This is a genomic window from Streptomyces sp. NBC_01244 (genome assembly GCF_035987325.1).
Lineage (GTDB): Bacteria > Actinomycetota > Actinomycetes > Streptomycetales > Streptomycetaceae > Streptomyces.
In genome coordinates this window covers 686170-711136 of sequence record NZ_CP108488.1, presented here as the reverse complement: position 1 = coordinate 711136, position 24967 = coordinate 686170, and the positions used below count along the sequence as shown (strand labels likewise).

The window sequence follows — 24967 nt, the reverse complement described above, 5'->3', positions numbered from 1 at the left end:
CGCACGGATCGGCAGCACCCATGAACGCCCCTGCCCCCGGCCCGCTTACGGGCCGGCGGCAGGGGGACCAATCGGCGTTCGGGCCGGTCAGGCCCGGCGCAGCACCGTCGACAGCGCCTCGGTCAGCGCGGCCTGCGCATCGGCCGCCGGACCCTGCGAGCGCCAGGCGACGAACCCGTCCGGCCGCACCAGCACGGCGCCCTCCGGGGACATGGCGTGCACCTCGCTCCAGTCGGCGCCCTCCTCCTGCACCAGATCCGTGCCGGGAGCGCTCGCGGAGCCGATGGCATAGGCGTCCAGCTTCACCGACAGCCGTTCGGCCACCCGTTCGGCCGCCGCCCGCCACGGCGAGCCCGCGCCGCACAGCAGCACGAACGCGCGCTCGTACAGGTCCACCGTGGAGACGCGCTCGCCGTCGGCCCGCGTCAGCCACATGTGCGGGGCCCGCGTACCGGGGTCGCCCTTCATGCGCATCCCCTCCGGGATGACCGGGCGGTCCGGCGGTCCGCCGACGAACGCCCCGCTCGGGTACGCGTAGGCCATGGCCGTCGTCAGGACCCCGCTGCCCGGTCCGCCGCCCATGGTGGGCGGCGGCGCGTACCCGGGGTGGCTGTGCTCCGCCGAACGGGCCGAGGCGCGCTGGGCGGTCGCCACGGCCACCGGGTGGCGCTCCTCCCCGTAGGTCTCCAGCAGGCCCATGTCCGCCGATCCGTTCAGGACGGCCGCGATCTTCCAGGCCAGGTTGTGCGCGTCCTGGATGCCGGTGTTGGAGCCGAAGGCGCCGGTGGGGGACATCTCGTGGGCCGCGTCGCCGGCCAGGAACACCCGACCGGAGGAGTACTGCTCGGCGATCCGTTCCGCCGCGTGCCAGGGAGCCTTGCCGCCGATCTCCACGTCCAGGTCCGGTACGCCGATCGCGGCCCGGATCTGCTCCCTGCACCGCTCCTCGGTGAAGTCCTCCAGGGTTTCCCCCTGGTCCGGGTGCCACGGCAGGTGGAAGACCCACTGGGTGTCGTTGTCCACCGGCAGCAGCGCCCCGTCCGCACCCGGCTTCATCAGGTAGCAGACGATGAACCGCAGGTCGCCCAGCACCTCGACGAGCTGCCGCGAGCGGAAGGTGACGCTGACGTTGTGGAACAGCTCGCCGCTGCCCGTCTGCGGGATGCGCAACTGCTCGCGCACGGGGCTGCGCGGGCCGTCCGCCGCGATCAGGAAGTCGGCGCGCACGGTGATGTGCTCACCGGTCTCCCGGTCCTTGACCAGCGCGTTCACCCCGGTCTCGTCCTGGTCGAAGCTCATCAGCTCGGTCGAGAACCGCACGTCGGCGCCCTGGGCGCGACTCTGCGCGGCGAGGATCGGCTCGATGTTGTTCTGGCTGCACACGCACCAGGCGCTCGGGCTGAACTTGCTCAGCGCCCCGGCCGGGTCGATGGCCTTGACCAGCCACTTGTGGTCGCCGCCGAGCAGGGACTGCGTCTGCAGGATCCCCATGTTGTTCTCCAGCGCGGACGCCGCCTGCCGGATGGCGCCCTCCGCCCCGGCCACCCGGAACAGCTCCATGGTCCGGGCGTTGATACCGCGCCCGCGCGGGTGGTCCGAGGTGCCGGCGTGCTTCTCCACTACCAGGTGCCTGATGCCGTGACGGCTCAGGAACAGCGAGGTGGACAGACCCACGAGGGAGCCGCCCACGACGAGAACCGGTACGCGAACATCTGCCGTGTCTTCCATCAGCTGCGAGCTCCTGAATTCTGTGTGGGGGGAGTGCACTCTCTTATGCCCCCGATCGCCGGCCAAGCCCAGGAGATACGCCGGTTGTCACCCGCTTGATCCGGAGATGTAGCGGTACGTCCCCACCCGGATGACGATGAGCGACAGCGGTTCCCCCGAAGACACGCCGGCCTGCCGTCCCGCGACGGCCGCCGGCCCGGGGCGTCACCGCCGAGGACGGACGAGGGTCCGTACGCGATGAACATCCCCGCCCTCCCCCAGGGCCCTCACGAAGGAGTGAGCAGATGACGACCACCCTGTCCGAACGGGTGTCACAGTCCGCCTTCGACGGCTCCATGCTCCGGGTCGTCCTGCTGATGGACCTCCACGAAGGAGCCCAGCAGCGGTTCTTCGAGGCGTACGAGCAACTGCGCCACGACATCGCGTCGGAACCGGGCCACATCAGCGACCAGCTCTGCCAGTCCTTCGAGAACCCCTCGCAGTGGCTCATCACCAGCGAGTGGGAGAGCGCACCGCAGTACCTCGCCTGGGTCAACAGCGAGCACCACGCCGAGCAGGTGCGCCCCCTCGGCGCCTGCGCCCGCGCCATGCGCCCGCTCAAGTACACCGTCCTGCGCGAAACCGGCCGCGGCTACCAGGACGCGCAGCGGCCCAAGGGCGCCCGGCTGCAGGAAGCGCCCAGGCTCGGCGCCGACATCGTCCGTCACGCCCTGACCTTCACGGTCAAGCCCGGCAGTGAGAAGGAGGTCGCGGCTCTCCTCTCGAGCTACGCCTCCCCGGCGGCCGACGTCGACGGCCACACCCGGCTCTGCCGCACCACCCTGTTCATGCACGGCAACCGGGTCGTGCGTACGGTGGAGGTCCGCGGGGACCTGATGGCAGCCCTGCGGCACGTCTCCGAGCAGCCCGAGGTACGGGCCGTCGAAGAGGCCATCAACCCCTACCTCGAGCAGGACCGCGACCTCGGCAACCCCGAGTCCGCCCGGATGTTCTTCATGAAGGCCGCACTCCCCGCCGTCCACCACGTCGCCGCGCGCGAGGCCGGTGGCGCCGACCGCTCCGACGTACGACGCCACGCGCTGTTCTACCCGGCCAAGCCCGGCTGCGGACCGGCGCTGGCCCGGTTCCTCGCCCGGCAGGACGAGGAGGCGGCCCACCGGCCCGACGCCCCGACCGTGAGCAGCAGCATCTTCCAGCGCGACGACATCGTCGTACGCCTCATCGACGTGCGCAGCCCGCACGGCGCCGGGCTGGAAACCGCCTTCGGCGTCCGGGGCCCGCGCAAGGCGGCCGTACTCGCCCGCCTGATGGCCGGACCCGTCAGCGGGTCCGAGGGGGCCGCCGAGTCCGCGGTCCGCCACACCATGAGCCTGATCACCGACCGCAGGGCCCCCGCCCAAGGCTGACCCGCGGCGGCATCGCCCCGCCGGCCCGGCCGGCCCCCCGGATCCCTCATCCCCGGACCCCCCACCCACCAGCCCCGTCCAGGCTCCCCACCGCCAGGAGGAACCCCCGCCATGACCAGACAACGCCCACCGCACATCGTGGACCTCAGCGAGACGCAGCCCAACACGCGGCGCGGCGGCGACCTGAGGGCCGTCCTCACACCGACCTCGGTGGGCTGCACCAGCGGCTTCATGGGCCTGGCCGTCATGGCGCCGGGCGAGCACATCGCCGAGCACTACCACCCGTACTCCGAGGAGTTCGTGTACGTGGTCGCCGGCGAGCTGGAGGTCGACCTCGACGGCGAGGCCCACCCGCTCCTCACCGACCAGGGACTCCTCGTCCCGATGAACGTGCGCCACCGCTTCCGCAACGTCGGCGGCACCGAGGCCCGCATGGTCTTCCACCTCGGACCGCTCGCCCCGGACCCGAAGCTCGGGCACGTGGACACGGAGGAGGCCGTCCACCCGGAGGGATCCGCCTGGGAGCGGCCCCCGGACCGCGCGGGAGCGGTCTCGTGACCCGCCGACGCGTGGCCGTCACCGGGGTCGGCGTCGTCGCCCCCGGCGGGATCGGCGCCTCCGCCTTCTGGGAGCTCCTCTCCAACGGGCGTACGGCGACCCGCGGCATCACCCTCTTCGACCCGACCGGCTTCCGCTCCCGGATAGCCGCGGAGGTCGACTTCGACCCCGCCGCACACGGCCTCGGCACCGAGGAGGCGGCCCGCGCGGACCGGTACATCCAGTTCGCGCTGGTCGCCGCCGCCGAAGCCGTGCGCGACGCCGGACTCGACCTCACCACGGACGAAGCCTGGCGCACCGGAGTCTCCCTCGGCACCGCCGTGGGCGGCACCACCCGCCTGGAGCACGACTACGTGGCCGTCAGCCAGAAGGGCGACTGGTGGGACGTGGACCACCGGCTCGCCGGGGCCCACCTGCACCGCGCCTTCACCCCGGCCACCCTGGCCTCCGCCGTCGCGGAGAAGACGGGAGCACGCGGACCGGTCCAGACCGTCTCCACCGGCTGCACCTCCGGGCTCGACGCCATCGGCTACGCCTTCCACTCCATCGCCGAGGGCAAGATGGACGTCTGCATCGCGGGCGCCTCCGACTCACCCGTCTCGCCGATCACCGTGGCCTGCTTCGACGCCATCAAGGCCACCTCGCCCAACAACGACGACCCCGCCCACGCCTCCCGGCCCTTCGACGCCGACCGTGACGGATTCGTCCTCGGCGAAGGCGGCGCCGTCCTCGTCCTGGAAGAGCTGGAACACGCCCGCGCCCGCGGCGCGACCGTCTACTGCGAGATCGGCGGCTACGCCACCTTCGGCAACGCCCACCACATGACGGGGCTGACCACCGAGGGCCTCGAGATGGCCCGCGCCATCGAAACCGCCCTCGCCCAGGCCCGGACCGACGCCCGCGAGATCGACTACGTCAACGCGCACGGCTCCGGAACCAAGCAGAACGACCGCCACGAGACGGCGGCGGTCAAGAAGGTCCTGGGAGACCACGCCTACAAGACGCCGATGACCTCCATCAAGTCCATGGTGGGGCACTCGCTCGGCGCCATCGGGGCGATCGAACTGGCCGCCTGCGTCCTGGCGATGACCCACCAGGTCGTCCCGCCCACGGCCAACTACGAGACCCCCGACCCCGAATGCGACCTGGACTACGTCCCGCGCGTCGCCCGCGAGCGCAAGCTGCGCAACGTGCTCTCCGTCGGCAGCGGCTTCGGCGGCTTCCAGTCCGCGGTCGTCATGACCCGCCCCGACGAGCGCAAGGAGGAGGTGGTCTCGTGAGCGTCCGTACGGTCATCACCGGCATCGGAGTGGTCGCGCCCAACGGCATCGGCGCCGAGGCCTTCTGGAAGGCGACCCAGTCGGGAGCCTGCGTCCTGGGCCGCGTCACCCGGGAGGGCTGCGAACACCTCCCGCTGCGGGTGGCGGGCGAGGTGCGGGGCTTCGACGCGGCCTCGGTGGTCGAGGAACGCTATCTCGTCCAGACCGACCGCTACACCCACCACGCCCTCGCCGCGGCCGACCTCGCCCTGGAGGACGGCCGGCTCGGCCGGGCCGACTACGAGGACGACCCCTTCTCGGTCGGCGTGGTCACCGCCGCCGGGTCGGGCGGCGGCGAGTTCGGCCAGCGCGAGCTGCAACACCTCTGGGGCCAGGGCCCGCGCTACGTCGGCCCGTACCAGTCGATCGCCTGGTTCTACGCGGCCAGCACCGGGCAGATCTCCATCCGCCGGGGCCTCAAGGGCCCCTGCGGGGTCGTCGCCGCCGACGAGGCGGGCGGACTCGACGCCTTCGCGCACGCCGCCCGGGCCATCAACCAGGGCAGCAAGGCCATGCTGGTCGGAGCCACCGAGGCGCCCCTGGCCCCGTACTCCATCGTCTGCCAGCTCGGCTACGAGGCACTGAGCACCCAGGAGGACCCGGAGCGGGCCTACCGGCCCTTCACCGAGAAGGCCTGCGGCTTCGTACCCGCCGAGGGCGGCGCGATGTTCCTGGTGGAGGAGGAGCAGGCGGCCCTGCGCCGGGGCGCCTCCGTCCGGGCCCTCCTGGCCGGGCACGCGGCGACCTTCACCGGCCCGCACCACCCCGAAGGGGCCGACGCGTCCGCCGAGGGCCTGGCCCACGCCATCAAGGGCGCCCTGCGGGACGCGGGCTGCGCCCCCGAGGAGGTCGACGTGGTCTTCGCCGACGCGCTCGGCACCCCGGAAGCCGACCGGGCCGAGGCGGCCGCGATCCACTCCGCCCTCGGAGCACACGGGCGCAAGGTGCCGGTCACGGCGCCCAAGGCCGGGACGGGCCGAGCCTATTGCGCGGCCCCGGCCCTCGACACCGCCGCCGCGGTCCTCGCCCTGGAGCACGGCATCGTCCCGCCCACGCCGAACGTGTTCGACGTGTGCCACGACCTCGACGTGGTGACCGGCAGTGCCCGCCCGGCACAGCTGCGCACCGCGCTCGTGCTGAGCCGGGGCCTCATGGGCTCCAACGCCGCGCTCGTCATCAAAATCCCCTCCTAGAGACAGAAGGAGCCGCTCATGTCCGAACGACTGACCGTCGAGGAGCTGGCCGCCCTGATGAAGTCCGGGGCCGGCATCACCGTGGACCCGGCCGACATGAAGAACCGCCCGGACTCCCTGTTCGACGACTACGGCCTCGACTCGCTGGGCCTGCTCGGCATCGTCGGGCTGCTGGAGAACCAGCGCGGCCGGGCCCTGCCCACCGACGCGGACCGCTGCAAGACCCCCAAAGAGTTCCTCGAACTCGTCAACACCAGCCTCATGACCGGAGCTTGAGATGGCAGGACACACCGAGAACGAGATCGTCGTCAAGGCGCCCATGGACACCGTCTGGGAGATGACCAACCATCTCCCCAGCTGGCCCGGGCTGTTCAGCGAGTACGCCTCGCTGGAGATCCTGGAGGAGGACGGGCCCACCACCCGCTTCCGCCTGACGATGCACCCGGACGAGAACGGCACCGTGTGGAGCTGGGTCTCCGAACGCACTCCCGACCCCGTCAGCCGCACCGTGCGCGCCCGCCGGGTCGAGACCGGTCCGTTCGAGCACATGGACATCCACTGGCAGTACTTCGAGGTCCCCGGCGGCACCCGGATGGTGTGGACCCAGGACTTCGCGATGAAGCCGCAGGCACCCGTCGACGACGCCGGGATGACCGCGCGCATCAACCAGAACTCCAAGATCCAGCTGGAACTGATCAGGGAGAAGATCGAACAGCGCGAACGCGAGAGCCGCACGCCCGCGGCCAGCGGCGTCTGAGACGAAAGGCAGCACACCGGATGCACCGCGCTCTCATCGTGGCCCGCATGGCGCCGCAGTCAGCCCCCGACATCGCTCGGCTCTTCGCCGCCTCGGACGCGGGCGAGCTGCCGCACCTCGTCGGGGTCACCCGCCGCAGCCTCTTCCAGTTCGGCGACGTGTACATGCACTTCATCGAGTCGGACCGGCCCCCCGGCCCCGCCATCGCCGAAGTGACCGGCCACCCGGAGTTCCGGGACCTCAGCGACCGGCTCACCGCCTACGTCAGCCCGCACAACCCGGAGACCTGGCGCAGCCCGAAGGACGCCATGGCCCAGGAGTTCTACCGCTGGGAGCGTCCGGGCACCTCCCGTACGGGCTAGCCGCACGGAGACACCCGCACGACCGGCAGGCCTCGGGCCCCGCACCCACTCGGGTGCGGGGCCCGCCACCATGCCGGATCCGAAAGAGGCGCCTCAGGCCGATCCGCGCACCACCAGTGAGGTCGGGGTGATCACGGATGCCGGCACCCGGTGCGATCCGTGCGCCGGATCCAGGGACCGCAGCAGCAGCCGGACCATCAGGCGCCCCATGCCCTCGATGTCCTGGCGTACGGTCGTCAGCGGCGGATCGGCGCTCTCCGCCACCAGCTCGGCATCGTCGAAGCCGACCAGTGCCACGTCCCCCGGCACGGACCGGCCCCGCTCGCGCAGCACGCCCAGCGCGCCCGTCGCCATCAGGTCGTTCGCGGCGAACACCGCGTCGAGATCCGGGCAGCGCTCCAGCAGTTCGGCCATCGCCCGGGCTCCGCCGGCCGCGGTGAAGTCCCCCTCGGCGACCAGCGCCGGATCCGCGTCGAGCAGTACGTCCCGGTACCCGTCGAGCCGGTCGGTCGCCGAGGTCTGGTCCAGCGGCCCGGCGATGTGCGCGATCTGCCGCCGCCCCCGGGACAGCAGGTGCCGTACGGCCTCGCGCGCGCCCCCGCGGTTGTCGGCGTCGACGTACGACAGCGGACCGTACGGTGCGGCCCCCTCCGCCTGCCCGGTCCAGCCGGGACGCCCGCCGTAGACGGTGGGCATGGCGATGCGGCGCGTGATCGCGGGCAGCGGGTCGTCGGTGTGCAGCGAGAACGCGAGCGCGCCGTCGACGTGGCCGCCCGCCAGATACCGCTCGATCCGGCCGTAGTCCCCGCGGTGCTCGACCAGGAGCAGCACCAACTGCGTGTCGTGCGCCGTCAGTTCCTTGCTGATGCCGCGGATCTGCCGGGAGAAGAAGGGGTCGGAGAAGATCCGGATCTCCGGCTCGGCGATGATCACGGCGACCGCTCCGGTGCGCCGGGTGACCAGCGTGCGGGCCGCGTGGTTGGGCACGTATCCGAGGTCCAGGATGGCCGCGCGGACCTTGTCCACCAGGTGCGTGCGGACGCCGTCGCCGCCGTTGACGACCCGGGACGCGGTGGCCCTGGACACCCCGGCGCGCGCCGCCACCGCCTCCAGGGTGGGCCGGCCGGCGGGAACCTGTTCGGCCACGGGCGCTCCTCGTGCGTGTCCGGGGGCGGCGGCCCGGGCCCTGGGGCTCCGGCCCTGTCGGACAGCAGGGTAACCCGATCGGATTTCTGCTGCGGTCGTGCCGCAAGTCTGATTACGGCCTTTCTCTCGAAGAGCGTGAACTGGCATGGCCCTCTTGTGAGTTGAGCCTCGGCTCTTAACAATGCGCATGACAACCGAAGGATCTTCGGTCGCATTGTCACCCAGAGGGGAACCCCCACATGAACAAGCCTCTCGCCGGCGCCGCGTTCGCCCTGCTCCTCGCCGGAGCGGCGGCCTCGCCGGCCGTGGCCCAGGCACCCCGGGACGCGGTCGCACCGGCCGTCGCGGTCAACTTCGCCGGAACCGTCGCGCTCAGCAACTGCTCAGGCTCCGTCGTCCGCGTGCCGAACTCGCTGCCCACCGACCCCGCGCTCGTCCTGTCCAACGGCCACTGTCTGGAGTCCGGCATGCCGGCGGCCGGACAGGTCGTCAAGGACAAGGCGTCCAGCCGCTCCTTCTCGCTGCTGAACGCCTCGGGCTCCAAGGTCGCGACGCTGCGCGCGAGCAAGATCTCGTACGCCACGATGACCGACACCGACATATCGATCTACCAACTGACCAAGACCTACGCGCAGATCAGCAGCCAGTACGGCATCAACGCGCTCACCCTGAACGACGCCCACCCGGTACAGGGCACCTCGATCAAGGTGGTGTCCGGGTACTGGAAGCGAACGTACAGCTGCAACGTCGACGGGTTCGCCTACCGCCTCAAGGAGGGGGAGTGGACCTGGAAGGACTCCCTGCGCTACACCTCGTCCTGCAACACCATCGGCGGCACCTCCGGCTCCCCGGTGATCGACACGACGACCGGCAAGGTGGTCGCCGTGAACAACACGGGCAACGAGGACGGCGGTTCGTGCACGCTGAACAACCCGTGCGAGGTGTCCGAGAGCGGCGCCGTCACCGTCCGGCAGGGCATCAACTACGCGCAGCAGACGTACATCATCGTCCCGTGCGTGGGCCCCGGCAACGCGATCGACCTGGGCCGCCCCGGCTGTACGCTCCCCAAGCCGTAGCGAACGCGTCGGGGCCCGCCCGGAATCCGGACGGGCCCCGGCGTCACGCGGTATCAGCCCTTGGGCACCACGATGACGACGGTGCTGCACACCTTGTCGGCGAAGGTCTGCTTCTTCTCGTCCCACAGCGGCCACAGGTAGCCGATGTAGCAGGCGATGCCGTCGAGGAAGTGCGCCAGCTTGCGGACGAAGGCCATGCCGAAGCCGAGGACGTTGCCGTCGGCCTCGCGGCGCACGCTGATCCCGACGACCTTCTTGCCGATCGACTGGCCGGTCGCGCCTTCCTTGTAGAGCTGGAAGATGCCCATGCCGAGGGCGTAGAGCATGCCGATCATGAAGAAGACGCCCGGCCCGGAGGCGCCCGCGTCATCGCTCATGGCGAGGTCGATGAAGCCGAGGGCGTACATCGGTCCCACGGTGATCAGACCGTCGAGGAGGGTCGCGCCGACGCGCAGGCCCCAGTGCGCCAGCGGCGGCATTCCGGTGCCCGGCATGGGCGGCATGCCACCCGGCATCCCGGCCGGCGGGTACGCACCGTACGGCTGCTGCGGGGGGACGCCGCCCATGGGCTGCTGCGGGTAGCCGTACTGCGGGGGAACACCCTGCGGTGCCTGCTGCGGGTAGCCGGGCTGACCCTGCGGGGGCTGCTGCTGGCCGTAGGGGTTGTTCGGGTCGCCGAAGCTCATGGCGAAGTCTCTCCAGGGGTGTGACGGGGACGGGCGGCCCGGCGGAGGGACGTGAAACGAGCGGATTGCCCCCCTGCACAGCCGCGAACTTGGGGGGCCATCGTGTTAGTAACATCGGCCGCTTGTCCAATCCGTTGCCACTTGTGCCGACCGAGTGACGGACCGGTGAGCACGGCATGGAGTCCCGGACCCTGAGGACGGGTCCGGGACTCCGGGGGCCACTTCGCTGACCGCTTCTACAACGACCGGTGCCCGCGCGGGTCACCGGTACGGCGCCACCGCCTACTTGGGCATCAGGACGGTGTCGACGATGTAGACGGTGGCGTTGGCGGTGGGGACGTTGCCGCAGACGACGTTGGACGTGCCGTTGACCTGGTAGGACAGGCCCGAGCCGGTGGTGGTGACCTTGCCGGTCTCCAGGGTGGGGAAGGAGCCGTTCTCGAGCTGCTTCGGGGTGAGCTTCTGGCCGACGACGTGGTAGGTGAGGATCTTGGTGAGGGTGGCCTTGTCGGCGAGGACCTTGTCGAGGTCGGCCTTCGGGATCTTGGCGAAGGCGTCGTTGGTCGGTGCGAACACGGTGATGTCCTTGGCGTTGTTGAGGGTGTCGACGAGGCCGGCCTGCTTGACGGCCGCCACCAGGGTGGACAGGGCCGGGTTGTTGGACGCGGCGGTGGCGACCGGGTCCTTGGCCATCCCGTCGAAGGAGCCCGCACCCTCCTTCGGGACACCGGCGCACGCGGCGCCGAAGGGCCCGTCCACCGTCATCGGCGCCGAGGCGTCCGCCGCGGGGGAGGAGGCGTCCGCACTCGCTTCGGCGGTCGAACCGGCGGCCGCGTCCTTGCCGGAGTCGGAGTCGGAGCAGGCGGCCAGCGCGAAGGGCAGTACGGCTGCCGTGGCGACGGCGAGGGCGGTACGGCGGAAGCGAAGGATGTTCATGGTGTTCTCCAGGGAAATGGGTTGGTGCATACGGAAGGGCGGGGAGGAAGTGTGTGAAGTGGTGTGGAAGGGGGTCGCTTCGGTCAGCCGACCGTGGCGAACACGCCGTGCCGGCCGCTCGCGCCGTCCGGGATGGTCCGGGTCCGCAGCTCGGTCTGGACCTCGCCGCGGCCGTCCGTGGCGCGGACCGTCAGACGGTGACCGCCGGGCGCGGCCTTCCAGTCGAAGGACCACTGGCGCCAGGTGTCGGTGGTCGCCTGCGCCGCGAGCGAGGCCTCCTGCCAGGGCCCGTCGTCGACCTGGACCTCGACCCGTTCGATGCCGCGGTGCTGGGCCCACGCCACCCCGGCCACCGTCACGGTCCCGGCCGGGATCCGGGCGAAGGGCTTGGGGGTGTCGATCCGTGCCTGTGTCTTGATCGGCGCCCGGCGGGCCCAGCCGCGCTTGACCCAGTACGGGTCGTAGGAGTCGAAGGTGGTGAGCTCGATCTCCCGGATCCACTTGCAGGCGGAGACGTAGCCGTAGAGACCGGGGACGACCATCCGGACCGGGAAGCCGTGCTCGAAGGGGAGCGGCTCGCCGTTCATGGCGACGGCCAGCATCGCGTCCCGGCCGTCCATGACTTCCTCGACGGGAGTGCCCAGCGTCATCGCGTCCACCGAGCGAGCGATCAGCTGGTCGGCCCGGCCGCCGCGCGACGGCGGCCGCACGCCCGCCTCACGCAACAGGTCCGACAGGCGTACGCCGAGCCAGCGCGCGGAGCCCGCGTAGGGGCCGCCGACTTCGTTCGACACGCAGGTGAGCGTGATGTCCCGTTCGATCAGCGGGCGTTGGAGGAGTTCGGCGAAGGAGTAGGAGCGCGGGCGGGAGACCCCCTTGCCGTGGATGCGCAGCCGCCAGGTGTCGGTGTCCACCTTGGGGACCACGAGGGCGGTGTCGACACGGTAGAACTCCTTGTTCGGTGTGGTGAAGGCGCTGACCACGGGAATCCGCAGGTCCGCCCCGGCCGGGATCGGCGGGGCCGGCGAAGCGGGAGCGGGCAGACGTACGGCGGCGCGGGAGGCGGTGGCGCCCTGGCCTCGGCGGCCGGTCAGGGCCCGGCCGAGGGCGCCGGCGCCGGTGGAGGCCACCGCGGTGATCCCTGCCGCGAGGAGGAAGCCCCGGCGGTTCCAGGCGGGGGACGGGACGGCCGAAGGGCCCGTCGAGTCGTCCGTCGAGTCGTCCGGCGAGGCCACCGTCGACGTGCCCGCGGATGTCTCCGCCGACGTGTCCGGCGGTGCGCCGTCCGCTCCCGAGGGCCGGGCGGTGGGGCCGCCCACCTTCCCCACCAGCAGGTACAGCACCAGCGCCCCGGCCGCGGCCCCCACCGGCGAGGGCAGTACGTCCGCCGCTCCGGCCGCGTCGGGCCGGCTGAGGGCCGCCGCCGCGCCGAGGGCGCCGAAGGCCAGTACACCGGCCGCGCCCGTACGGCGGTGGCGCAGGGCGAACATCCCCAGCAGGGCCGCCAGGAGGCCGACGGTGGCGAGGATGCCGAGTTGGAGGACCAGCTTGTCGTTCTCGCCGAAGGTGCGGATGGCGAAGTCCTTGAGCGCAGCCGGAGTGCGGTCGATGGCAGCCCCGCCGATCACCGTGACCGGTCCCGCCTGAGGACGCACCAGGGACGCGGTCAGCTCGGCGGCGGCCAGTGCCGTGTAACCCGCCAGCAGGCCGCTCGCCGCGGCGAGGGTGCCGCGCTGGACTGTCCTTCGGTTGATGCTCACGACCCTGATTCGGCGCGGGGCCCCTCGCGGATGGGTCGGTCATCCGATCACGTGAAGATCGGCCGGTGTGTTGACCGTTGTGCGCGGGTCGTACGGCATCGGGCTCTACGGCGTCCCGCCCTCCGGCATCGCCCCGTAAGGCGCCGTTCCCTGAGGCATCGCTCCGTGAGGCATCGCTCCGTACGGTCCGCGCCCACGGGCGGTGCGCGCGGGCGGCGGCGCCGACGGCCGCCGCCCGCGCGGGTCCTGCGGGGCCCGGCGGCGCTCAGGAGTGTCGACCCACTCCCGCCGGCTCGCGGGACCACCGGCCCACCGCCGCCCCGTAGCCGGCGGCGGGCCGGAGACTGCGGCCCGTGCGACCCGTCAGGCGTTGACGCAGGTGTTGCCGAACGCGGGGTTGAGCAGTCCGATCACGCTGACGGAGTTCCCGCACGCGTTGATCGGGATGTGGATGGGGACCTGGATCAGGTTGCCCGAGCCGACCCCCGGTGAGTAGGCGGCGAGGCCCCGGGCTCCGGCGTCGGCCGAGGCCGCCGAGGCCCCGCCCACGAGAAGGGCGCCCGAAGCGAGGGCGAGTGCGGCACTCTTGAGGACACGCGACACGACAGATCTCCTTGCTGGCTGTGCGCCGGCGGACTTCGGGGCTCGGCCCCGTGACCCGCCGCGCGGCGGGTCCTGGAGAGGACCCGCAGCCCTCCTTCGGCCCGGACCCCCGGCGCGGTTTGGTCCCGGGGCGCCGGTTCCCCCGAACGGATGCGCTTTCGCGTGTATGTCGGCCAATCCGTGCGCGGACCGGCTCCGAAGACAAGGTGAGACAGCAAGGACCCGGCGCGCACCGAGACCCCGGCGTACGGGGAACGGGTGTGCCTGCCACGAAGGATCGTTCATGCGATGGATGGACCGGCGAGAGCCGCTCGCGGCCCCGGACTGCCCGCCCGGGCCCGGCCGTACACGGGGGCCGCTCAGGTGAACCCCGAGAACCTGCGCTTCCCCGGACCGGGCCCGGGCAGCGGGCCCGGCCCCGGCATCGGACCCGGACCGGGACCCGGATCTGCCGCGGCCGAACTCGCGGAGCTGATGGCGCGCGTCGCGCAGGGTGACCAGGACGCGTTCTCCGCTCTGTACGACGCCGTCGCCGGAACCGTCTTCGGCATCGCCGTCAAAGTGGTGCGCGACCGCGCACAGTCGGAGGAGGTCGCCCAGGAGGTGATGATCGACGTGTGGCGCCAGGCCGCCCGCTACCGTCCCGACCAGGGGAGCGTCATGGCATGGGTGGCCACGATCGCCCACCGCCGCGCGGTCGACCGGGTCCGCTCCGCCCAGGCCTCGGCCACCCGCGAGCACGACGCGGGCGTACGCGGCCAGGAACGGCCCTTCGACGAGGTGAGCGAGCAGGTGGAGACCCGGCTCGAACGCGATCAGGTCACACGCTGCCTGCGACGGCTGACCGAGCTCCAGCGCCAGGCCGTCACACTCGCCTACTACCAGGGGCTGACCTACCGTGAGGTCGCCGAGACCCTCCAGACTCCTCTTCCCACGATCAAGACCCGGATGCGCGACGGACTGATCCGCCTGCGCGACTGCATGGGGGTGACCACGTGAAGCACGACGAAGAACTGCACACCCTCACCGCGGCCTACGTACTGGACGCGCTCGGACCGGGTGAACAGGAGGCCTTCTCCCGTCACTTGGCGCGCTGCGCGCCGTGCTCCGGGGACGTGGCGGAGTTCTCCGCCACCGCCGGCCGGCTGGCCTCCGCCGTGGCCCTGATGCCCCCGCCGCAGCTGAAGGCGGAGGTCTTCGCCCGCATCGAGACGGTCCGCCAACTTCCGCCGAGGGTGGGCGCACGCCGGGCGGCCGGATTCCTGGACCGCCTCCCGCGCAGGGCCGGCGCCTTCGTCGTCGCAGCTTCCCTCGCCGGGGCGGCCCTCTTCGGCGGCGCCGCGCTCCACGAGAGCGGGCGGGCGGACCGGGCCCGGCAGGAGGCCCGGCAGGCCGAGGCGCGCAGCCAGGAGCTGCGGGCCGTGGTCACGGCCCCGGACGCCCGTACCGTCCACGGCCGCACCAGCGGCGGAGCCGCCGCGACGGTGATCACCTCCGCGGCCCGGGACCGGGCGGTGTTCCTCGCCGACCGGCTGCCGGCCCCCGGGGAGGGCCGCACGTACCAGCTGTGGCTGGCCGACGGCGGCACGATGCGTCCGGCCGGCTTCCTCACCGGCGACGGGGCGGCCGTACTGGACGGCGGCCTGGGCAGGGCCACGGCGGTCGGCCTGACGCTGGAGCCCGCCGGGGGCTCGGCGCAGCCGACGACCGGCCCGCTGGTCCTGCTCGCCCTCCCGGCGTAGGACGTACGCGGCATCCGGGTGGGTGGCTCCGGTCACCCGCCCGCAGCGACACCTCCCGTCCGTCCTCGGAGGAAAAGTCCGATTCCGCGCTGGGTGGCCACCGTGGTCTGGCCCCGGCCGCGGGTCGCGTGGATCATGAGGGGGCGCCGGAGCGAAGGGGCCCCGGCGCCGCCACCGAGCCCAGGGGGTCCATGTGCCGTCCGTGCCGTCCGTCGAGCCGAGTTACGCGTCGGGGGCTGCCGAGGTGCCGCTGCTCGGCGACACCATCGGTGAGAACCTGGACCGCGCCGTCCGCAGGTTCCCCGGGCGCGACGCCCTCGTCGACATGGCCTCCGGACGCCGGTGGACGTACGCGGAGTTCGCCGCCGACGTGGACGACCTCGCGCTCGGCCTCCTGGACCTCGGGATCGCCAAGGGGGACCGAGTCGGCATCTGGTCCCCCAACCGCCCCGAGTGGACCCTGGTGCAGTACGCCACGGCCAGGATCGGCGCGGTCCTCGTCACCGTGAACCCGGCCTACCGCTCCCACGAGCTGGAGTACGTCCTGCGCCAGTCCGGGATCCGGCTGCTGGTCGCGGCGGACCGGTTCAAGAGCTCCGACTACGCGGCCATGATCGAGGAGGTCGGGCCGCGCTGTCCGGCACTGGAGTTCACCGCCCTGCTGGACGGCCCGCTCTGGAACTCCCTGCCGGAACGCGGCCGCCGCGCCGACCGGGCCGAACTGCTGCGCGCCCAGGCCGCGCTGAGCCCGGACGACGCCGTCAACATCCAGTACACCTCGGGGACCACCGGCTTCCCCAAGGGGGCGACCCTCTCCCATCACAACATCCTCAACAATGCCTATTTCGTAGGCGAGTTGTGTCATTACACCGAGCAGGACCGGGTCTGCATCCCGGTTCCCTTCTACCACTGCTTCGGCATGGTCATGGGGAACCTCGCCTGCACCAGCCACGGCGCGGCCATGGTCATCCCCGCACCCGCCTTCGACCCGGGAGCCACCCTGGCCGCCGTCCAGGCGGAGGCCTGCACTTCGCTGTACGGGGTCCCCACCATGTTCATCGCCGAGCTGGCCGACCCGGACTTCGAGACCTACGACCTCTCCAGCCTGCGCACGGGCATCATGGCGGGCTCGCCCTGCCCGGTCGAGGTGATGAAGGAGGTCATCGACCGGATGGGCATGCGCGAGGTGTCCATCTGCTACGGCATGACGGAGACCTCGCCGGTCTCCACCCAGACCCGCGTGGACGACTCCGTCGGGCGTCGCGTCTCGACCGTGGGCCGCGTCGGACCGCACCTGGAGGTCAAGGTCGTCGACCCGGTCACCGGAGTGACCGTCCCGCGCGGCGAACCGGGCGAACTGTGCACCCGGGGCTACTCGGTCATGCTCGGCTACTGGGACCAGCCCGAGCGCACCGCCGAAGCCGTCGACGCGGCCCGCTGGATGCACACCGGAGACCTCGCCGTCATGGACGAGGACGGGTACCTGAGCATCACCGGCCGGATCAAGGACATGGTGATCCGCGGCGGCGAGAACCTGTACCCGCGCGAGATCGAGGAGTTCCTGCACGCCCACCCCGACATCATGGACGTCCAGGTCATCGGCGTGCCCGACCCGAAGTACGGGGAGGAGCTCATGGCGTGGGTGCGGATGCGCGGGGGCGCCGAGCCGCTGACCGCGGCGGCCGTGCGCGCGTTCTGCGAGGGCCGGCTGGCCCACTTCAAGATCCCGCGCTACGTCCACGTCGTGGAGGAGTTCCCCATGACGGTGACCGGCAAGATCCGCAAGGTCGAGATGCGGGAGACGGCGGCCCGGCTGCTGGGCCTCTCCTCCTGACAAGGGTTCATCCGGGGACGGCCGCTCCGGTGTCCCGTACCGCCGTCGCCGCGGCACGGGACACCGGGCGTGCGCCCCCACCCGCTCAGCGGGCCGCCCCGGCGCCCTTCCCCGCGACCGTGTTGCTCGTGACCGTGCCGTCGGCGCCGGACAGGGTCACGGCGTGCCGGACCCCGTCGGAGCCGAGGACCACGACGCGCCAGGCGCTCCCGCCGCCCTCCTGGGCGACGACGCGCAGGGCTTCGGCCTTGCCGCCGGGCACGGCGGCCTCCGCCTTCTCCAGGGCCTGGGCCGCCGGCAGCGCGGGCAGCGGCGCGGGGGACCGGTCGGGCCCGTCCACCACGAACCCCTCCTCGCCGTCGGGCATCCCCGGCCGTCCCGGCCCGTCCGGCGGGAAGACCCCCCGCTCGCCCTTCTGACCCCGCAGGCCGGGCTTCCCGGGCTCGCCCGGCTTCCCGGGGCGCGCGGGGAGCGGAGCCGTCAGCTCGCCGCCCCCCTCCCGCTCGACGTCGAACCGGTCCCACACCCGCTCCGCGCGCGTGCGGCGGACGTCGTGGTCGTGGTCCGCCACGGCCACCACCGCGGCTCCCGCGCCGGCCGAGGCCACCACCACGAGCCCGAGCGCCACCCAGCGCCCCCGGCCCTCACGGGTGAACCGGGTGAAGCGGGCGATCCGGGCACCGCGCCCCGCCGCCTTGCCGGCCGGGTCGCCGCCACCCTCGCCGCTGCCCTCGCCGCTGCCCTCGACGGGAACAGCGGCCGGGGGGTACTCGGGTGGCTGCGGACTGGACTGAGTCATGTGGATGCTCCTCGCGTTCTCCGGGCGACGTGCCCGGCTCGGCCGATCCTGCGAGCAGGATGCTGAAGCCCCGCTGAAGCGAGCTGAAGAACCCTTCAGCAAGCCGGCGGCGCGACCTGAGAACCTTGCCCCATGCGCGTACTGGTGGTCGAGGACGAGCGGCGGCTGGCCGCCGCCCTGCAACGTGGTCTGCGGGCCGAGGGCTTCACTGTGGACACGGCACACGACGGCCCGCAAGGCCTGTGGATGGCCGGAGAGCACGACTACGACGCCATCGTGCTCGACATCATGCTGCCCGGCCTCAACGGCTACCGGGTCTGCGCCCGGCTGCGCGCGGCCGGCTGCGAGTCCGGCATCCTCATGCTCACCGCCAAGGACGGCGAGTACGACGAGGCCGAGGCCCTGGACACCGGAGCCGACGACTTCCTCTCCAAGCCCTTCTCCTACGTGGTCCTCGTGGCGCGCCTGCGGGCCCTGATCCGGCGCACCGGACGCCGCAGCCCGCAGGTCATGGAGTTCGGCGACCTCCTCGTCGACCCGGCCCGGCAGCGCTGCACGCGCGGCGGCGTCGAAGCCCGGCTGACCGCGCGCGAGTTCGCCGTCCTGGTGCACCTGGCGCGCCGGGCCGGAGAGGTCGTACCCAAGCGGGACATCCTCGAGCACGTCTGGGACGCCGCCTACGAAGGGGACCTCAACGTGGTCGAGGTCCACGTCAGCGCCCTGCGCCGGAAGATGGACGCGCCCTTCGGCCGGGCCGCGGTGGAGACCGTCCGGGGCGCCGGATACCGGCTGGCGGCCGACGGTGGCTGAGCCCGACCGGTCCGGCGATTCATACGGCTCCCGTGAGCTCGCGCACCGGCTGCGCAGGGCCGCGTCCCGGCTCCGTCCGAGGTCCGTCCGCGCCCAGGCCACCCTCGGCGCCTCCGCCGTGGTCGCCCTGGCCCTCGGCGTGGCCTCCTTCGCCCTGCTCGGGGCCCTGGAGACCAACCTGACCATGAGCGCCCAGGAGGACGCCGAACGGCAGGCCGTCAAGGTGGCCGCGCTGGCTGCCACCGGGCAACTGGAGCCCGTACCGCCGCCGGGCCGCGGCACGGACTTCATCCAGGTCGTGGACGCGCAGGGCCGGGTGCTCGCATCCAGCCCCAACCTCAGAGGCCGCCCCGCCCTCGTCCCCGAACCACCCGTCGCACCCGGCACGGTCCGCGACACGTGGAAGGGAGGCCGGGTCCGTCAGGAACACCGCCAGCGCGTCGTACAGGTCACCACCGTCACCGCGAAGGGCCTGGTCACCGTCTACGCCGGGACCTCGCTCCGGGACGCCGACACCGCCGACGCGACCATCATGGCGGTGCTGGCCGTCGTGGTCCCGCTGCTCGTGCTGGTCGTGGCCATGATCACCTGGCGGGTCACCGGCTGGGCCCTGCGCCCCGTCGAGGCGATCCGCGCCGAGGTCGCCGAGATCGGCGACCGCGAACTGCACCGCCGGGTGCCCGTTCCGCCCACCCGCGACGAGGTGGCCCGGCTCGCCGTCACCATGAACGCCACCCTGGACCGGCTGGAGGCCGCCGGCATCCGCCAGCGCCGCTTCATCGCCGACGCCTCGCACGAACTGCGCAGCCCCATCACCGTGCTCCGCACCCAGCTGGAGGTCGCGCAGGCCCACCCGGATCCCGAACTGTGGGGCGAACTGGTCAGCGGCGCGCTGGAGGACACCGTACGGCTCCAGGACCTGGCGGCCGACCTGCTCCTGCTGGCCCGCCTCGACACCTCGGAGCCGCCGCCGGCCGCCGCCGTCGACCTCACGGAAGTGGTGCGCGAAGCGGCCCGTACGCGCAGGGGCGCCCGCGTCCCCGTGCACGCCGACATCGCCCCCGGGATCGCGGTCCGCGGCAGCACGATCTGGCTGTCGCGGCTCGTCACCAACCTGCTGGACAACGCCGGCCGCCACGCCGAGCAGGACGTCACCCTCGTCCTGCGCCTGGACGAGCCCCGGGGCGAGGCCGTTCTGGAGGTCACCGACGACGGAGCGGGCATCGCGCCCGCCGACCGCGAGCGCGTGTTCGAACGCTTCACCCGGCTCGACGACGCCCGCGCCCGCGACGAGGGCGGCACCGGTCTGGGCCTGGCCATCGCCCGCGACATCGCCCTGCGCCTCGGCGGCACGCTCACCGTCCGGGACTCCCCGAAGGGCGCCCGCCTGGTCGCCACGCTCCCACTGGGCCCCTGACGGCGGAGCCGCCCGACGTTCCGCTACGGAGCGGCGTAGCGAGCCAGGAAGAGGTCGACTCCCGAGGTGACGACGCGGGTCAGCTCCGCCGGGTCCGTCGCGGTGCCGGGTGTGAGGGTGTGCACCCGTTGCGGGACGCCGGCGGTGGCGGCGACGAGCTGCCGGACGGCGAGTACGGGGTCCGGGACGTCGAGCCTTCCGCGCCGGCCGAGTTCGGTGCAGGCCTCGACGAGGGGCTTGTCGTACCCGTCGTACGTGACCCGGTACCAGAGCCGGCCGAGCTGAGGGAAGCGGTGGGTCTCGCCGATCACCAGGCGGTGCAGCGTCATGACGTCGGGGCGCAGCAGGAGCCCGGCCCACTCGACGGAGAGGGCGATCAGGGCGGCGCGCAGGTCGGCGGCTTCCGTGAGGCGAGAGTCGTCGAACTCGAGGCCGGCGCGGATCTCGCGCAGCATGCCGCCGATGACGGCGAGGAACAGTCGCTCCTTGGTGCCGAAGTGCTTGTAGACCGTCGCCTTGGAGACCCCGGAACGGCTGGTGATCGCATCCATGGAGGCGGCCGCGTACCCCTCGGCGAGGAATTCCGCGGCGGCCGCGGCGGTGATCGCCCGGCGTTTGCGCCGGACGGAGTCGGAGGAAGCGGGGATGGCGGGGAGGACCGGGATGCCGAACTCGTCGGTGGCGTTCGCCGTTTCGGCTTCCATGGGGGAGTCCTTCGTACCTGCGGGGTGGAACGGGGGCGGCGGTGCGTGCCGGGCCAGTGTAGGAACCGAACCGGTCGGTACGCACAGCCTGCCCCTGCCCCTGCCCCTGCCCGGCCCCCCCCGCCCGGCCGTCGCGCGCCTCAGCCCTGCGCGCCTCTGCCCTTCTTGACGGCCTCGGTGACGTCGGCCGTGTCGGCTGCCGGCGGGGCGGCGATGTCCTTCGCGACGCCGAAGGACAGGAAGTCCATCCTGACGTCGGCGTCCCCGAAGGTCTGGTTCAGCCGCGAGGGCATCCCCTTGTCGTCGACCCAGATGTCCGAGACGAGCTCGGTCGCACCTCCGCCGCCCACCGCGGCGAGCAGCGTCTTGGTGTCGCCCAGTTCGTCCACCGGAACGATGGCGCGGTAGTGGATGGAGCTCTTGCCGTTGACGTCCTCCCGGCCGACCTTGGTGACGTTCTTGGCCCGCTTGAGCGACTTCAGCGCGGCCGTCGGGTCGCTGTTCCCCGCGTTCATCCCGGCGGCGCCCTGCTCACCGAGCACGGCCGAGGCCTCGACCTTCAGCCAGGTCTTGCCCGCGAAAGGGCCGCTCGGCGCCGGATCGATGCCGTAGTAGTACGCCCCCTGGACGAGCCGGTACGTGACCGTGCCGTCGGACACCAGGTCCTCCAGCCGGAGGCTCTCGGCCGGCATCTCGGCCTCCATCGCGAGGCCGCCGCCCCAGGAATAGGTGCCGTTCACCTGGACCGGCTTGCCGCCCGTGCCGGGCATCGTCAGGCTCATCTCGACCTTGGCCGAGCCCGCCTCGGAGGCTTTGTCGGAGGCCTTGGCGAGCGTCGCGAGCAGCGACTCGGCGGAGTCCACCGTCTCCTTGCCCACGGAGGCGCCGGCCGTACAACCGCTCAGTCCGGCCGCCACGATCACGGCCGCCGCGATGCTCGCGGTGACTGTTCCTGCCTTCATGCCCCACCCCTTGGCCGGTTGCCGCCCCAGTCCCCCGTACGGGACCTCATCGTCACACGCCCGCACACCTCCCCGACCGGCAGGGAAGCCCCCCGAAACTCGCGGGCGCCCGTCCGAGCAGCCCGGATATCCTGCCCGGCATGCTGCGACTCGAACGCCTGCGGGCCGATCACGAGGATGCCCTGCTGGCCTTCGAGCGGGACAACCGGGCTTATTTCGCCCGCTCCGTACCGGATCGCGGGGACGCGTACTTCGCGGAGTTCGCCTCCCGCCACCGCGCCCTGCTCGCGGAACAGGACACGGGCGCGTGCCGGTTCCACCTCGTGCTGGACACCGCCGGCGAGCTGATCGGACGAGTCAACCTGGTGGACCTGGCGGACGGCGCCGCCGACCTCGGCTACCGGATCGGCGAACGGGCGGCGGGCCGCGGGGCGGCCACCGCCGCCGTCCGGGAGGTCTGCCGGCTCGCCGCCACCGAGTACGGGCTCGGCGTCCTCACCGCGTCCGCGGCCCTGGACAACGCGGCCTCGGCGGCGGTGCTGCGGCGGACCGGATTCACGGTCGTGGGGGAGACCGTCCTGGACGGCAGCCCCGGGCTGACCTACCGGCGGGAGCTGACCGCCGAGGGCTGACCCGGCCCTGCCGCACCAACCGCCCCACCCCGCCCGGACGGGGCGACAGCCCCGGGCCTGGTGCGTACGGGTGACGGTCCGACAGCGATGCGTCACCCCATCGGTGGCCCCGGCGCGCGCGCACGGCGTTGATCACCGAGTGTGTTGATCACTGGCAGCGGGTGCGCTGCCCGTCGGCCCCCGCACTGAGGAGTCCCCGGCCCCATGGCTGTCGCCGCCGTCCTCTCCGTCTTATGCGCCGCGCTCATCGCGATGGGCGCGGCGAAACCGGGCCACCGCGCGGCAGGCAACCGCAGGATGCCGGACGTGAGTCCAGCCGTCGGCACCGCCGCGGTCATCATGGTGGTCACCTTGATCGGCGCGGCCGCGCTCGCGGTGGCCTTCCCGCTCCTGACCGGCCGGCCCAGGGGCATGCTCGGAGTCCTCGGCATCGCCGCGCTCGGCGGCATCTGCGGGTACGGCGTCCGGCTGGTCCTCCAGCTCGACCACCACGGCTACGCCTCGGGCGTGTACGTCCCGCCCGCCGGCTTCCACGAGGCGCTGCGCCGGACGGCGTTCGCCACCGCGCACGGCATCTGAGACACCCCGGTTCCCCCTCCCCCCACGTAAGGGTTCCCCATGTCCCGTCCCGGAGTCGCCCGCGCCCTGGTCGCAGGCACCCTCCTCGGCCTGCTCCCCGCCGGTCCAGCGGCCGCGCACGAGGCCCCGTACGACCCGGATGCCGCGCGGCCGACGCCGTACGTCGCCCCCGAGTGGGTGCGCCGCGAGGTCAGCGCGGACGAGCGGCGCAATCTCGGTGAGGACCACGCCGAGGAGCACGCCCGCACCCGCATCGCGCTGCGGGACGCCGCCGACTACCCCGACACCACCCGGCGCGCCCGGCTGAAGGCCCTCACCGAGTCCCAGGCGGAGGCCAACGCCGGTCTGGCGCCGGAGAAGTACGGCGTGTTCAAGGAGTACTTCGACTCCCCGGACTTCGCCGCCCACATCGCGCTGCTGCCCACCGGCAAGGTGTTGCTCTTCTCCTTCGAGCGGATCGAGACCAACCCCACCAAGGAACCCGCCCCCACCAACATCATCGGCGCCACGAACGCCGGCCGCGCCTTCCTCTGGGACCCGGCCAAGGGTACCGGGGCGTCGGCGTTCACCAAGGTCACCCCGCCGGTGGTCGACATGCCCGACGGCACCCACGCACCGCGCCCCGCACCGTTCTTCTGCTCCGGGCACTCCTTCCTGCCCAACGGCATGCTCGGCGTCTTCGGCGGCAACCTGGGTTCCAACGGAGGCAGCGGCGCGAAGCTCTCGCTGGTCTTCGACCCGTGGACGGAGACCTGGAGCCGCAACGGGGACATGGCCACCGGGCGCTGGTACCCCTCCGTGGTGACCGCCGCGGACGGCCGCCAGCTCATCATGTCCGGCCAGTCCGAGCTGGGCTGGGGCACCCCGACCCCGCTCGTCGAGCGCTTCCCCGCCCTCGGGCACCCCGTGCCCCGGGAGAAGACGGACGTCCCGCGCGACGCCCCGGTCGGTCCGTTCAAGGCGAAGGCCCCCTTCACCCGCGACTACCCCCACCTCTTCTCGCTCCGCGGCGGGCTGGTCTACGGGCTCGGCAGGGTCCACAACGAGCAGTGGGCCTTCGACCCCGTCGCCGAGTCCCGTACCGACCTGCCGCCCCGCCCCGACGCCAGCTCCCGGACGTACGGGGGAGCGGTGCCGCTCCCCGGCGGGTACGAGGGCCCGGGCGAGGCCCTGATCATCGGCGGGGACCGAGCCGACCCGAACACCTACAAGCTGTCCGAGGGCCGCTGGACCATCGACAGGCCCCGGGCCTTCGGCCGCACCCAGGACAACACCCTGCTGATGCCGAACGGAACGCTGCTGACGGCGAGCGGCGGCTACGACATCCGCGACTACGGGAACGGGGTCCTGAACCCCAACGCCGACCTGAAGTACCGGCAGTTCGAGATGCGCGACGGACAGGGGAACTGGAAGCTCGGCCCCGCCCAGCGGCTTCCCCGCGGCTACCACTCCAATGCCGTCGTCCTGCCCGACGGCCGGGTCGTGGTCACCGGGGACGAGCTCCAGCAGCTCGCCAACGACGCCGACATCACCGACGAGATGAACGGCACCATCGAGATCTACGAGCCCTCCTACCTCCACCAGGGCGCCCGGCCCGCACTCGACAAGGCGCCCACCGGCCCGGTCGGCCACAACACCCGCTTCGAGGTCACCACGAGCACCCCCGACCAGGTCAAGCGGGCCGTACTGCTGGCGCCCACCACCGCCACGCACGCGGTCAACACCAGCCAGCGCCACGTGGAACTGCGCATCAAGCGGCGTGCGGGCGACACCCTCACCCTGCAGGCCCCGCCGAACGCGGCCGCCGCCCCGCCCGGCTACTACATGCTCTTCCTCCTCGACGCCAAGGGAGTGCCCGGCGTCGCCCAGTGGATCAAGCTCGACTCCGGAGTGCCCGCCGCGCCGCTGCGCTGAACCCGGCAGCTCTCCCCTGGATTCGATTCCCCCACTCGATTTCC

25 protein-coding genes are annotated in these 24967 nt (G+C 72.5%); 16 read left to right on the top strand and 9 right to left on the bottom strand.

Translation table 11 applies throughout. The features are described from left to right. Positions 1–87: 87 nt before the first annotated feature. Complete coding sequence (locus tag OG247_RS02985) at positions 88–1728, bottom strand: FAD-dependent oxidoreductase (protein ID WP_327250695.1); 1641 nt, start codon at positions 1726–1728, stop codon at positions 88–90. Positions 1729–2012: 284 nt separating this feature from the next. Between OG247_RS02985 and OG247_RS02980 the strand changes: the two genes are divergently transcribed. From OG247_RS02980 to OG247_RS02950, 7 genes are all read left to right on the top strand, one after another. After that, complete coding sequence (locus OG247_RS02980) at positions 2013–3134, top strand: SchA/CurD-like domain-containing protein (protein ID WP_327250694.1); 1122 nt, start codon at positions 2013–2015, stop codon at positions 3132–3134. A 111-nt stretch (positions 3135–3245) separates the two neighbouring features. Further along, positions 3246–3692, top strand: a complete 447-nt coding sequence (locus tag OG247_RS02975; protein ID WP_243333070.1) for a cupin domain-containing protein — start codon at positions 3246–3248, stop codon at positions 3690–3692. After that, the gene (locus OG247_RS02970) at positions 3689–4972 is read left to right on the top strand and encodes a beta-ketoacyl-[acyl-carrier-protein] synthase family protein (RefSeq protein ID WP_327250693.1); all 1284 of its coding nucleotides are present in this window, start codon (positions 3689–3691) and stop codon (positions 4970–4972) included. The genes OG247_RS02975 and OG247_RS02970 overlap by 4 nt, the downstream gene beginning before the upstream one ends. Continuing rightward, positions 4969–6204 (top strand): beta-ketoacyl synthase N-terminal-like domain-containing protein, encoded by a 1236-nt coding sequence (locus OG247_RS02965; protein WP_327250692.1) that lies wholly within the window; start codon positions 4969–4971, stop codon positions 6202–6204. The genes OG247_RS02970 and OG247_RS02965 overlap by 4 nt, the downstream gene beginning before the upstream one ends. Before the next feature lie 18 nt (positions 6205–6222). Then, positions 6223–6480 carry a phosphopantetheine-binding protein gene (locus OG247_RS02960; protein ID WP_112448182.1) on the top strand — a complete coding sequence of 86 codons (258 nt, stop codon included), beginning with the start codon at positions 6223–6225 and terminating at the stop codon, positions 6478–6480. A 1-nt stretch (position 6481) separates the two neighbouring features. Continuing rightward, positions 6482–6961, top strand: coding sequence for an SRPBCC family protein (locus tag OG247_RS02955; RefSeq protein WP_327250691.1), 480 nt, complete (start codon positions 6482–6484; stop codon positions 6959–6961). A gap of 20 nt (positions 6962–6981) precedes the next feature. Further along, positions 6982–7323, top strand: a complete 342-nt coding sequence (locus OG247_RS02950) for a TcmI family type II polyketide cyclase (protein WP_327250690.1) — start codon at positions 6982–6984, stop codon at positions 7321–7323. A gap of 93 nt (positions 7324–7416) precedes the next feature. Here the strand turns inward: OG247_RS02950 and OG247_RS02945 are convergent, their stop codons facing one another. After that, positions 7417–8469, bottom strand: coding sequence for a LacI family DNA-binding transcriptional regulator (locus tag OG247_RS02945; RefSeq protein WP_327250689.1), 1053 nt, complete (start codon positions 8467–8469; stop codon positions 7417–7419). 239 nt (positions 8470–8708) lie between these two features. Here OG247_RS02945 and OG247_RS02940 point away from each other — a divergent pair, with 239 nt between their 5' ends. After that, positions 8709–9545: a S1 family peptidase gene (locus OG247_RS02940; protein ID WP_327250688.1), complete on the top strand. Its 837-nt coding sequence runs from the start codon at positions 8709–8711 to the stop codon at positions 9543–9545. A 53-nt stretch (positions 9546–9598) separates the two neighbouring features. On the opposite strand, the gene OG247_RS02935 is transcribed toward OG247_RS02940, so the two are convergent. From OG247_RS02935 to OG247_RS02920, 4 genes are all read right to left on the bottom strand, one after another. Next, positions 9599–10231, bottom strand: coding sequence for an RDD family protein (locus OG247_RS02935; protein WP_327250687.1), 633 nt, complete (start codon positions 10229–10231; stop codon positions 9599–9601). 282 nt (positions 10232–10513) lie between these two features. After that, positions 10514–11167 (bottom strand): fasciclin domain-containing protein, encoded by a 654-nt coding sequence (locus tag OG247_RS02930; RefSeq protein ID WP_327250686.1) that lies wholly within the window; start codon positions 11165–11167, stop codon positions 10514–10516. A gap of 83 nt (positions 11168–11250) precedes the next feature. After that, positions 11251–12927 (bottom strand): molybdopterin-dependent oxidoreductase, encoded by a 1677-nt coding sequence (locus OG247_RS02925; protein WP_442813208.1) that lies wholly within the window; start codon positions 12925–12927, stop codon positions 11251–11253. 363 nt (positions 12928–13290) lie between these two features. Beyond that, positions 13291–13530 carry a chaplin gene (locus OG247_RS02920; RefSeq protein ID WP_327250685.1) on the bottom strand — a complete coding sequence of 80 codons (240 nt, stop codon included), beginning with the start codon at positions 13528–13530 and terminating at the stop codon, positions 13291–13293. Positions 13531–13818: 288 nt separating this feature from the next. Between OG247_RS02920 and sigK the strand changes: the two genes are divergently transcribed. The 3 genes from sigK (at position 13819) to OG247_RS02905 (ending at position 17106) form a co-directional block, all read left to right on the top strand. Beyond that, positions 13819–14529 carry an ECF RNA polymerase sigma factor SigK gene (gene sigK, locus OG247_RS02915; RefSeq protein ID WP_442813207.1) on the top strand — a complete coding sequence of 237 codons (711 nt, stop codon included), beginning with the start codon at positions 13819–13821 and terminating at the stop codon, positions 14527–14529. Next, a complete protein-coding gene (locus tag OG247_RS02910; RefSeq protein WP_327250684.1) occupies positions 14526–15272 on the top strand; it encodes an anti-sigma factor in 747 nt (248 codons plus the stop codon). Before sigK ends, OG247_RS02910 begins: the two co-directional genes overlap by 4 nt. A 193-nt stretch (positions 15273–15465) precedes the next feature. Next, positions 15466–17106 carry an AMP-binding protein gene (locus OG247_RS02905; RefSeq protein WP_327250683.1) on the top strand — a complete coding sequence of 547 codons (1641 nt, stop codon included), beginning with the start codon at positions 15466–15468 and terminating at the stop codon, positions 17104–17106. Positions 17107–17191: 85 nt separating this feature from the next. Here OG247_RS02905 and OG247_RS02900 read toward each other — a convergent pair whose 3' ends face one another. Continuing rightward, on the bottom strand, positions 17192–17905 hold the full coding sequence (locus OG247_RS02900; protein ID WP_327250682.1) for a hypothetical protein: 714 nt from the start codon (positions 17903–17905) through the stop codon (positions 17192–17194). 132 nt (positions 17906–18037) lie between these two features. On the opposite strand from OG247_RS02900, the gene OG247_RS02895 reads away from it, so the two are divergent. Together OG247_RS02895 and OG247_RS02890 are read left to right on the top strand one after the other, a co-directional pair. Further along, positions 18038–18715, top strand: coding sequence for a response regulator transcription factor (locus OG247_RS02895; RefSeq protein ID WP_327250681.1), 678 nt, complete (start codon positions 18038–18040; stop codon positions 18713–18715). Positions 18716–18764: 49 nt separating this feature from the next. Continuing rightward, the gene (locus OG247_RS02890; protein ID WP_327257320.1) at positions 18765–20132 is read left to right on the top strand and encodes a sensor histidine kinase; all 1368 of its coding nucleotides are present in this window, start codon (positions 18765–18767) and stop codon (positions 20130–20132) included. A gap of 23 nt (positions 20133–20155) precedes the next feature. On the opposite strand, the gene OG247_RS02885 is transcribed toward OG247_RS02890, so the two are convergent. After that, a complete protein-coding gene (locus OG247_RS02885) occupies positions 20156–20836 on the bottom strand; it encodes a TetR/AcrR family transcriptional regulator (protein ID WP_327250680.1) in 681 nt (226 codons plus the stop codon). Between the two features lie 140 nt (positions 20837–20976). Next, on the bottom strand, positions 20977–21798 hold the full coding sequence (locus OG247_RS02880) for a hypothetical protein (protein WP_327250679.1): 822 nt from the start codon (positions 21796–21798) through the stop codon (positions 20977–20979). Between the two features lie 140 nt (positions 21799–21938). On the opposite strand from OG247_RS02880, the gene OG247_RS02875 reads away from it, so the two are divergent. The 3 genes from OG247_RS02875 to OG247_RS02865 all read left to right on the top strand — a co-directional run bounded on the left by OG247_RS02875 (position 21939) and on the right by OG247_RS02865 (position 24923). Continuing rightward, positions 21939–22430 (top strand): GNAT family N-acetyltransferase, encoded by a 492-nt coding sequence (locus tag OG247_RS02875; RefSeq protein WP_327250678.1) that lies wholly within the window; start codon positions 21939–21941, stop codon positions 22428–22430. Between the two features lie 204 nt (positions 22431–22634). Then, a complete protein-coding gene (locus tag OG247_RS02870; RefSeq protein WP_327250677.1) occupies positions 22635–23009 on the top strand; it encodes a hypothetical protein in 375 nt (124 codons plus the stop codon). A 39-nt stretch (positions 23010–23048) separates the two neighbouring features. Further along, the gene (locus OG247_RS02865; protein WP_327250676.1) at positions 23049–24923 is read left to right on the top strand and encodes a galactose oxidase early set domain-containing protein; all 1875 of its coding nucleotides are present in this window, start codon (positions 23049–23051) and stop codon (positions 24921–24923) included. The last annotated feature ends 44 nt before the right edge of the window (positions 24924–24967 follow it).